The sequence below is a fragment of the Mesorhizobium sp. M7A.F.Ca.ET.027.02.1.1 genome, assembly GCF_004022985.1.
GTDB lineage: Bacteria > Pseudomonadota > Alphaproteobacteria > Rhizobiales > Rhizobiaceae > Mesorhizobium.
The window spans coordinates 1-8539 of the sequence record NZ_RZOL01000263.1; the positions used below are offsets into that span (position 1 = coordinate 1).

General features: G+C 64.3%; 11 protein-coding genes. 7 read left to right on the forward strand and 4 right to left on the reverse strand.

The features are described 5' to 3' along the window. The coding region (locus tag EN749_RS24330; RefSeq protein WP_128364121.1) for a diguanylate cyclase at positions 1 to 1505 on the reverse strand (1505 nt) is incomplete at its 3' end. A gap of 248 nt (positions 1506 to 1753) precedes the next feature. On the opposite strand from EN749_RS24330, the gene EN749_RS24335 reads away from it, so the two are divergent. After that, positions 1754 to 2203, forward strand: coding sequence for an ester cyclase (locus EN749_RS24335; RefSeq protein ID WP_128364122.1), 450 nt, complete (start codon positions 1754 to 1756; stop codon positions 2201 to 2203). A gap of 60 nt (positions 2204 to 2263) precedes the next feature. Here EN749_RS24335 and EN749_RS24340 read toward each other — a convergent pair whose 3' ends face one another. Both EN749_RS24340 and EN749_RS24345 read right to left on the reverse strand, forming a co-directional pair. Further along, positions 2264 to 2800 (reverse strand): hypothetical protein, encoded by a 537-nt coding sequence (locus EN749_RS24340; protein WP_189367682.1) that lies wholly within the window; start codon positions 2798 to 2800, stop codon positions 2264 to 2266. A 118-nt stretch (positions 2801 to 2918) separates the two neighbouring features. Next, a complete protein-coding gene (locus EN749_RS24345; protein ID WP_127809835.1) occupies positions 2919 to 3245 on the reverse strand; it encodes a DUF1330 domain-containing protein in 327 nt (108 codons plus the stop codon). Positions 3246 to 3421: 176 nt separating this feature from the next. On the opposite strand from EN749_RS24345, the gene EN749_RS24350 reads away from it, so the two are divergent. From EN749_RS24350 to EN749_RS24375, 5 genes are all read left to right on the forward strand, one after another. Next, positions 3422 to 4114 (forward strand): helix-turn-helix domain-containing protein, encoded by a 693-nt coding sequence (locus EN749_RS24350; protein ID WP_127396730.1) that lies wholly within the window; start codon positions 3422 to 3424, stop codon positions 4112 to 4114. A gap of 66 nt (positions 4115 to 4180) precedes the next feature. After that, entirely contained in the window at positions 4181 to 5305 is a 1125-nt protein-coding gene (ada, locus tag EN749_RS24355; RefSeq protein WP_128364127.1) for a bifunctional DNA-binding transcriptional regulator/O6-methylguanine-DNA methyltransferase Ada, read from the forward strand. Positions 5306 to 5323: 18 nt separating this feature from the next. Beyond that, complete coding sequence (locus EN749_RS24360; protein WP_245482700.1) at positions 5324 to 5545, forward strand: hypothetical protein; 222 nt, start codon at positions 5324 to 5326, stop codon at positions 5543 to 5545. Positions 5546 to 5875: 330 nt separating this feature from the next. After that, positions 5876 to 6430 (forward strand): methylated-DNA--[protein]-cysteine S-methyltransferase, encoded by a 555-nt coding sequence (locus EN749_RS24370; protein ID WP_127396728.1) that lies wholly within the window; start codon positions 5876 to 5878, stop codon positions 6428 to 6430. Beyond that, on the forward strand, positions 6427 to 7170 hold the full coding sequence (locus EN749_RS24375) for a 2OG-Fe(II) oxygenase (protein ID WP_128364123.1): 744 nt from the start codon (positions 6427 to 6429) through the stop codon (positions 7168 to 7170). The genes EN749_RS24370 and EN749_RS24375 overlap by 4 nt, the downstream gene beginning before the upstream one ends. A gap of 24 nt (positions 7171 to 7194) precedes the next feature. Here the strand turns inward: EN749_RS24375 and EN749_RS24380 are convergent, their stop codons facing one another. Next, positions 7195 to 7794, reverse strand: a complete 600-nt coding sequence (locus EN749_RS24380; RefSeq protein WP_128364124.1) for a dihydrofolate reductase family protein — start codon at positions 7792 to 7794, stop codon at positions 7195 to 7197. A 103-nt stretch (positions 7795 to 7897) separates the two neighbouring features. On the opposite strand from EN749_RS24380, the gene EN749_RS24385 reads away from it, so the two are divergent. Continuing rightward, complete coding sequence (locus tag EN749_RS24385; RefSeq protein WP_128364125.1) at positions 7898 to 8314, forward strand: helix-turn-helix domain-containing protein; 417 nt, start codon at positions 7898 to 7900, stop codon at positions 8312 to 8314. Positions 8315 to 8539 lie beyond the last annotated feature (225 nt).

Sequence of the window (8539 nt, forward strand, 5' to 3'; positions counted from 1 at the left end):
GGAATGAACTCGCCGGGTGGCACCAGCCGGCCGTTGCGGGCGGCGAGCCTGGCCAACACTTCGACATGGCGGCTTTCCAGCCAGGGACGGCCCAGCCGATGGATTTCCTGGCCAAACAGCTTCAGCCTTCCGTCTTCCATGGCATCGACCGTATCGGCGACGACGCGCGCCGCGTTGAGGCCACCCGAACCCGATGCCGTATCGGTGGAGAAGACGGCAAATCGGTTCCGCCCGGCGGCCTTGGCCGCGTAGCAGGCGTCGTCGGCGCAGGCCAGCGCGTCGGCCACCGTCGTGTTGGCGTCATCGACGAAAGCGATGCCGATTGAGGCCGCCAGCTTGCGCGACGTGGCCGTCGATCCTAGTTCGGCATCGCGAACCGCGGCAAGTACCGCGTCGGCCAGCATCCCGGCCTGCGCCGTATCGCAATTGGGCATCAGCAGCGCGAACTCGTCACCGCCCAGGCGCGCGGCATGCGCCGTCGGGGGAAGGCAGCCCAGAATGCCTAGGGCAACGCTTTTCAGTGCCAGGTCGCCGGCCGCGTGGCCGGCAAAATCGTTGAGCGCCTTGAAGTAGTCGAGATCGACGTAGAACACGGAAAGCGGCAGCAACTGCGGGGCCGCGATGTGATCGGCCAGCAGCCGGTCGAACGCGGCGCGGTTCAAGAGACCGGTGAGCGCGTCATGGCGGGCCGCATAGGCAAGCTCCTGCTCGCGCTGCTTGTCTTCGGTGATGTCGCGCACCGTGCCCAGGATCTGCCCCGCCAGCCGGCGGTCCGGGATTTGCGGGTCGGCGATGAAACGCAGCAGGGATTCTATGTGCCGGACCTCTCCGTCGCGCCGGACGATGCGGTATTGCACGGCGGTGACCTTGTCCGTTTCGAGCGGCACCAGATGCGCGCGCGACGCGGCCTCCTTATCATCCGGATGCAGATAGCCGAACCAGTGGTCGCGCTCGACTTCGGCGGTGTCGGAGACAAGCCCGAAAATCTCCCTGGTGCGTTCGTCCCAATAGCTTTTGCCGGTGGCGAGGTCGTGGTGCCAGATGCCGGTACCGCTGGCGGCAAGCGCCAGGCGGAAGCGCACATTGACCTGCTCGAGTTCGGCTTCGGCCGCCTTCTGCTTGGAGATGTCGGTCTGCACACCCATCAGCCTGAGCGGCTTTCCCATCGCGTCGCGCTCGACGGCGCCGCCGCGATCGAGCACCCACACCCAGTGTCCCTGCTTGTGCTTCAGCCGCAATTCGGTCTCGATGGCGTCGGTCAGGCCGGCAATGTGGCGGTCGCCGCTGGCCAGCGCCCGCTCGCGGTCGTCGGGATGGGTCAGTTGCAGCCACAGGTCGCTGGTGTTGGCAAGTTCGCTCTCATCGTAGCCCAGCATCCGCGCCCAGGTCGCGGAATAGAAGCAGTCGCCGGTTACAAGATCCCAGTCCCAGACACCAAGATGGGCGCGCTCCAGGGCCTTGGCCCAGAACGTTCCATTGCGACTTTTCTTGCCCTGACGCGCCATCGTCTGCTTCGCCTGCTCCACCGCAGGGCAATCTGCGGCAAAACCAGAGAAGAAACAGTTACCGCGGCGATGGCGGGCTGCTTTGTTGGCTCCTCACCTGCCGCCTCTGCTCTTCGATTGGCCGGCAAGAACCGGAGTTTCGCATCGGCCGGATGTTCCTAGTCATGGCTCCAGGTCATCGCCAATCCGATGATCCCGGATCATCGGCGGCGCCGATGATCACGTTGCACAGACAAGAGGACCTCCCAATGACCAAGCAAGAAGACAACAAGGCCGTCGTCGTCAGATGGTTCACCGACTTCAGGGGTGAAAGCTGCGACCTGTCCGTCGTCGACGACATCGCGGCACCCGACATGCTGCTGAAATACTCGCTGCACGAGCCGCGCCGCGGCCGCGACGACATCAAGGCCTTCATGAGCGGCTTCCGCGCCGCCTTCCCGGACCTCAACTTCTGGGCCACCGCCGACCTGATTGCCGAAGGCGACTATGTCGTCGGCCAGTGGGAGGGCGGCGGCACGCATACCGGTCCGGCCTTCGGCGACTTCCTCGCCGGTTCGCTGCCGGCCGCCACCAGCCGCACCATGCGCTTCACCGGCACCACGGTGCTGAAGGTGGTCGACGGCAGGATCGTCGAGGAGATCGGCCTCGATGACGGCGTCGCCGCCCTCACCCAGCTCGGTCTGATCAAGGCCGCCTGAGCCGATCAGGCAAAACGATCGTTCGGGCCAGGCGGCGTCAATGCCGCCTGGCCTCATTGCTTACTGGCTCGGCGCCATTGCGTGCTCGCATGACACTTTCGGGTTCATGTCGGCGAACGTACCTGTCGGGTTGCCTTTCCAGGCCCAGACATGCAGTTCGTAGAATTCACCCAGCCCATAGCGGTTGGGGGCGCTGTTGAAGTTGAACAAATGGCCGTCCAACGATGCCGGTCCTTTCGAAGTGATGTACTCGACCGCCACCAGCTTCAGCGCGCCATCGGCCAACGGCTCGTACATCACGGCTTCGGGACGGGCGATGTCGATCTTGTCGTCGTTCAGATACCGGCCGTTGACATAGTGAATGCCCATGGCGCCGCCGGTGATGCCGCTGGCACAGGGAATAGGCGAATAGCCCTCTGATACCGCTGTCTTGACGTCGATGAACCGGCTGTTGGCAGCCCGCACCTTGTCGGCCAGCGGGTTAGAGCCGGAGGCAGCTTCAGCCGGCTCCTGATGCGCCTGCGCAAGGGTAGTCCAGATTGCCAGCATGGTCCCCGCCATAAGAAGTCCGCTGCGAAAGTTTGATGTCATCTTCATTCCATTCTTCTTGAAAAAGCACAGCTGGCCGGCCGCCGAAAATACGGAGGCCCGGCAGGCAAGCGCTGTGGCTGTTGTTGCTTGGATATCCCGAAATCGATGCGACTACCGGGAAGGATCATCCCTTCGGCAGATATGGGATCGTTCCGGCCAGATCGGTGTTGTCAATCATCTGGAAACGGCTGTCGCTGCCGCCCTGACGGGCCGACACGAAGGGCGCGTAGGCAGGGTCGGTGGTGAAGGCGCGCGCCGCCGCTTCCGACGGGAACGCCATCAGCGCGATCAGCGTGGTATCGAGCGGCTTGCCTTCGAGGGTCTTCACATTGCCGCTGCGCGACAGATATCTGCCGCCATGTTTGTGGACGAGGTCGTGCACCGAGGCGGCATAGGCCGGCACCCACTGCGCGTCGTTTATCTTGATGTCTGCGATAACGTAGGCGGTCATGGTAGTCTCCTGGTTGCGGTGCACAGGGGTATCCCGTGCAACCGGCCAAAGGGCTCGCATGGCAAGGCACCCGCCAACCAGTCCGCGATCTGTACCGGGGCAGTACAGTTTCCGTACTGGCCGCTTCATCCAGGAAGGCCTAATATTCGGTCAGGTTTGAGGGAGAGGCACCAATCATGAGCCAGCACGGATACAAACAATTCTGCCCGCTATCGATGGCCGCCGAGGTGCTGTGCACCCGCTGGACGATGGTGCTGATGCGTGAACTGGTGGCCGGCTCGACCCGCTTCAACGACCTGCGCCGCGGCGTTCCCAAAATGTCGCCGACCCTTCTGTCGCAACGGCTGAAGGAACTTGAGATCGCCGGGATCGTCGAGCGCAAGGAAGTGCCGGGCGAAAAAGGAATCTTCGAATATCGGCTGACGGAAGCCGGCCGGGATTTGCGCCCGGTCGTCGAGGCAATGGGCTTCTGGGGGCAGAAATGGGTCGAGTCCCGGCTGTCGCTGAAGAACCTCGATCCGTCGTTGCTGATGTGGGACATGCGGCGCAATCTAAACCCCTCGCCGCTGCCTGAAGGGCGCACGGTGATACAATTCCTGTATCCGGATCTCCCGGCGTCCAAACGGTCGTGGTGGCTGATCGTCGAGAAGCACGGTGAGGTCGATCTGTGCTGGTACGATCCGGGCTTCGATGTCGACCTCTACGTCTCGACCGACCTGCACACGATTACGGCGATCTGGATGGGAGTGCTGACCGTCGAGAAGGCCGGCGCCAGGGTTGCCCTGACTGGTGACCAGGCCATCGGCAGGAAGATGCAGACCTGGCTCGGCCTCAGCCCGTTCGCGGTGGAACCCAAGCGCGCGGCTTAGCAGGGCCGAGGGCGCTTGGCAGGAAACGGGTGGCGAGACCGGCTTTTGACGGCTTCAATGCCGGCCATGTTCATCACCTTGGCGAAAAATCTGAAATCCGCGCCGCTGCAAGTCGCCGACGATCCGCGCTGGGCGCGTATCGTTGCGCGCGACAAGTCGGCCGACGGCGCATTCTGGTATTCGGTGGCAACGACCGGCGTCTATTGCCGGCCTTCCTGCCCGTCTCGGCGCGCCAATCCGAAAAATGTGCAATTGCACGACACCCTGGACCAGGCACGAGCGACTGGTTTTCGCCCGTGCCGGCGCTGCGACCCGGATGGCCCGTCGCTCGAGGCCGGCAACGCGGCGATGGTCGCCGCTGCCTGCCGCAGGATCGAGCAGAGCCAGGAAGAACCGTCGCTCGCTGAGCTGGCTGATGCCGCCGGCCGCAGCGCCGGTTATTTCCATCGTATCTTCAAGGCGGCCACCGGGCTGACACCGAAGGACTATGCCGCCGCGCACCGCGCCGCCAGGGTTCGTCAGGGCCTGGAAGACGGCGCCAGCGTCACGACGGCGATCTACGATGCCGGCTTCAATTCGAGCGGACGTTTTTATGAGAAATCCACTGGCATGCTCGGCATGACGCCGACGCGCTATCGCGCCGGCGGCGCCGATGAAGAGATCCGCTTCGCCGTCGGCGAGACCTCGCTCGGCGCCATCCTGGTCGCGTCCAGTCAAAAGGGCGTCGCCTCGATCCTGCTCGGCGACGATCCTGATGCACTGGTGCGCGACCTCCAGGATCGTTTCCCCAGGGCACGGCTGATCGGCGGCGACAGCGACTACGAAGCACTGGTCGCCCGCGTCGTCGGTTTCGTCGAGGTTCCGGCGCTCGGTCTCGATTTGCCGCTCGACGTGCGCGGCACCGCCTTCCAGCAGCGTGTCTGGCAGGCTTTACAAGACATCCCCGTCGGCCGCACGGTTTCCTATACCGAGATCGCGCAGCGCATCGGCGCGCCGAAGGCAACCCGCGCCATCGCCGCCGCCTGCGCCGCCAACAGTCTTGCCGTCGCCATTCCCTGCCACCGCGTGATCCGCAGGGATGGCGCCCTGTCCGGCTACGCCTGGGGCGCTGAGCGCAAACGCGCACTGCTCGACCGCGAGGCGGACGGGTCGAACGCACCCGGCAGCGCTTACCGATCCGCGCGGAGATGACGGCCAAGCATGCGCGCGATGGCAAGACCTCATGACAGCGTCACCGATGGGACCGCCCGCACCACCGCCGCCGGCAATCGCGCCGAAGAGGCGAAATCCCAGGTCATGGCCGCCATCGGCGGGCTGGTCGATGAGGGTAGGGCTGAGTGGAACCACACCGCAACCGGCGAGATCGAGCTGCGGCTGCTGAGCGGTGAGGTGTTTGTGCTTAGCGAGATGTCGGTCACACGTGTGGCATGAGCATGCTTGGCCGAAGTGCGAATGATCAAAATCAGCGCTCTACGGCGCCCCCCTCTGTCCTGCCGGACATCTCCCCCACAAGGAGGGAGATTGGCAGTTCCGGCGCCGGCTCTCGTCCTGCAACGTTGGAGATTGGCGAAGGCGGTGATGACAGCCAATCTCCCCACCCGTGGGGGAGATGTCCGGCAGGACAGAGGGGGCGCCGTAGAGCGCTTACCCTGGGCGTCCTTCACCCCCGTACGCGGGCGATTTGAGTTTGAAAGCAAGCATCGGAGTGAGCACCGACCGGCGCACAGCTAGGGTTCGCGCACAGACAAAGGAGTAAACGCAATGAACCTCATGCAAACCCAAATGGCGCCACCGGCGAGCGTCCCCAATGCCTTCGACACCATAAGCTACGCCATCGGTGAATCCGCAATCGGCGACGTCCTGGCAGCGCGCAGCCAGATCGGCGTCTGCGCCATCCTGATCAGCTCGGATGCTGACACACTGGAGCAGGATCTCGCCAACCGCTTCCCCGGCAAGGTACTGGTCGAAGACGAGGCCGCTTTGCGCGACGATCTCGCCGCAATCGCGCGCTTCATCGAAATGCCTGGCGTCGGCCTCGACCTGCCGCTCGACCTGCGCCACGGCACGCCATTCCAGCAGCGTGTTTGGGCCGTGCTGCGCAGCATCCCGTGCGGCGCCACCATCACCTACACCGCGCTCGCCCGGCGTCTCGGCCAGCCGAACGGCGCCCGCGCCGTGGCGACCGCCTGTGCGGCCAACGCGATTGCGCTGGGCATTCCCTGTCACCGTGTTGTCCGCGCCGCCGGCACGCTGTCGGGCTACCGCTGGGGCGTCGAGCGCAAGCGCGCCCTGCTCTACAAGGAGGCTACGATATGAATGCCCATGCCAAGGTTGCCGCATCGGCGGTTGAAGCTGCTCAGACACGTGTTGCTGATTACGACTGGCCCGCCCTTGCCGCCGAACTGGACGGCTTCGGCTGCGCGGTGTTTGAAAAGCTGCTGTCGCCCGAAGAGTGCCGACAGATCGCCGACCTCTATCCCGAGGAGAAGCATTTCCGGAGCCACATCCATATGGCCAGGCACGGCTTCGGCAAGGGCGAGTACCGCTATTTCCGCTATCCCTTGCCCGACCTCCTGGGTGGCCTGCGCAGCGCGCTCTATCCCAGGCTGGCCGAGGTCGCCAATCGGTGGAACGAGCGCATGGGGCAGGCCATGCGCTATCCCACGACGCATGCCGCGTTTCTCGAGCAGTGCCATGCCGCCGGCCAGACACGGCCGACGCCGCTGCTGCTGCAATATGTGCCTGGCGACTTCAACTGCCTGCACCAGGATCTCTATGGCGATCTCGCCTTTCCGATGCAGGTGGCGATCCTGCTCTCCGAACCGGGCCGGGATTTCACAGGCGGCGAGTTCGCGCTGACCGAGCAGCGCCCGCGCATGCAGAGCCGAGTCGAAGTGGTGCCGCTGCGGCAGGGCGACGCCGTTGTGTTCGCCGTCCACAACCGGCCGGTGCAGGGCACCAAAGGCAACTACCGCGTCAATCTGCGCCACGGCGTCAGCCGGCTGCGCTCAGGCATGCGCCACACGGTAGGGATTATTTTCCACGATGCGAAGTGAGCAGGGAGAAGATGGAGGTTCCCCTCACCCCGCCGGTGCATAACGGCTGACCACCATGCCGCAGGCATAGGCCTTCGAGCCGAGCAGCCGCAGGTTCCTAAAACCGCCCTGATCAAAAATCCGGCGGCCCGCCCCCAGCACCGCCGGGTTGACGAACAGCTGGAACTCGTCGACCAGCCCGGCCGCGATCAGCGCTGACGCGAAACCGGCGCCGCCGAACACGGCAATGTCGCCACCCTCGCCCGTCTTCAGCGCGTTGACCTCGCGCGGCAGGTCGCCGCTGGCCACACTGGTGCGCTCCCAAGCCGGCTCCCAGGCCGATTGCTTGAGCTTGTTGCTGAGCACCACCTTGCGGGCGTCGACGATGCGCTGCGCAAAGGCGTAGAACGGATCGCGCGGAAATTTCCTCGCCGCATTGCCCCAATGGGTGAGATAGCCCTCCTGTGCCATCTTGCGGCTGAGCAGGATGGTATCGACGCCTGCGAAAACGGCGTTGAAGTCCTGCTTCAGCGCGTCGTCCCAGGCGCTGTCGTCGCCCCATTCCCAGAGCTGCCAGGGATGGTCCTCATTGGCGCCGACAAAGCCGTCGACCGACGTCTGCATCTGCAGGACCAGCTTTTTCACCGTCATTCTCCCCACGGCCATCGCAAAACAGTTTACATTTGCAACCATTGACGCAAGGCCAAAACGATGTCAATAGTAAAGTGATTTAAAAATGGAACCGTAGATGTCGACGCGCGAAAAATCCGGCTGCCCGATCAACCTGTCGCTCGAACTGATCGGCGACCGCTGGACGCTGCTCATCATCCGCGACATGGCCTTCGCCGGCAAAAGGCACTTTCGCGAATTCCTGCAATCCGACGAAGGCATCTCCTCGCGCACGCTGGCCGAGCGGCTGCAAACGCTTCAGGAGGAAGGCATCCTCACCAGAAGCGATGACCCGACGCATGGCTTGAGAACGGTCTACCGGCTGACCGAGGCAGGTATTGACCTCTTGCCGGTGCTGGCGACGCTCGGCGCCTGGGGCAGCAAGCACCGCAAGGCCGACGATAAGCTGGCCAGGATTGCCGGCGAATTGGCGGCGGGTGGCGAAGCAGCGCTGGAAAAGATGAAAGCGGCGCTGCGGGCCGAGCATATTGTCTAGGCGGTAGCGGTTCCGGGAGCAGTACCACTCTCTTCTGCAAAGTCGGCGCCGCCCCTCATTGCCCTGCCGGGCATTTCTCCCCGTAAACGGGGCGAAAGAAGCTGACCGCAACGCCGACGCCCTTCTCGCAACGTCGGTGATTGGCGAAACCGCCGATAGGAGTGCCCCTCGCCCCGTTCACGGGGAGAGGATGCCGGCAGGCAGGTGAGGGGCAGCGCTGCCGCC

What these genes read in the sequence shown, in the direction of transcription:
- EN749_RS24335 (WP_128364122.1), top strand. Translation starts at nt 1,754, where the DNA reads ATGACCAAGCAAGAAGACAACAAGGCCGTCGTCGTCAGATGGTTCACC.
- EN749_RS24340 (WP_189367682.1), bottom strand. Translation starts at nt 2,800, where the DNA reads ATGAAGATGACATCAAACTTTCGCAGCGGACTTCTTATGGCGGGGACC.
- EN749_RS24345 (WP_127809835.1), bottom strand. Translation starts at nt 3,245, where the DNA reads ATGACCGCCTACGTTATCGCAGACATCAAGATAAACGACGCGCAGTGG.
- EN749_RS24350 (WP_127396730.1), top strand. Translation starts at nt 3,422, where the DNA reads ATGAGCCAGCACGGATACAAACAATTCTGCCCGCTATCGATGGCCGCC.
- ada (WP_128364127.1), top strand. Translation starts at nt 4,181, where the DNA reads ATGTTCATCACCTTGGCGAAAAATCTGAAATCCGCGCCGCTGCAAGTC.
- EN749_RS24360 (WP_245482700.1), top strand. Translation starts at nt 5,324, where the DNA reads ATGGCAAGACCTCATGACAGCGTCACCGATGGGACCGCCCGCACCACC.
- EN749_RS24370 (WP_127396728.1), top strand. Translation starts at nt 5,876, where the DNA reads ATGAACCTCATGCAAACCCAAATGGCGCCACCGGCGAGCGTCCCCAAT.
- EN749_RS24375 (WP_128364123.1), top strand. Translation starts at nt 6,427, where the DNA reads ATGAATGCCCATGCCAAGGTTGCCGCATCGGCGGTTGAAGCTGCTCAG.
- EN749_RS24385 (WP_128364125.1), top strand. Translation starts at nt 7,898, where the DNA reads ATGTCGACGCGCGAAAAATCCGGCTGCCCGATCAACCTGTCGCTCGAA.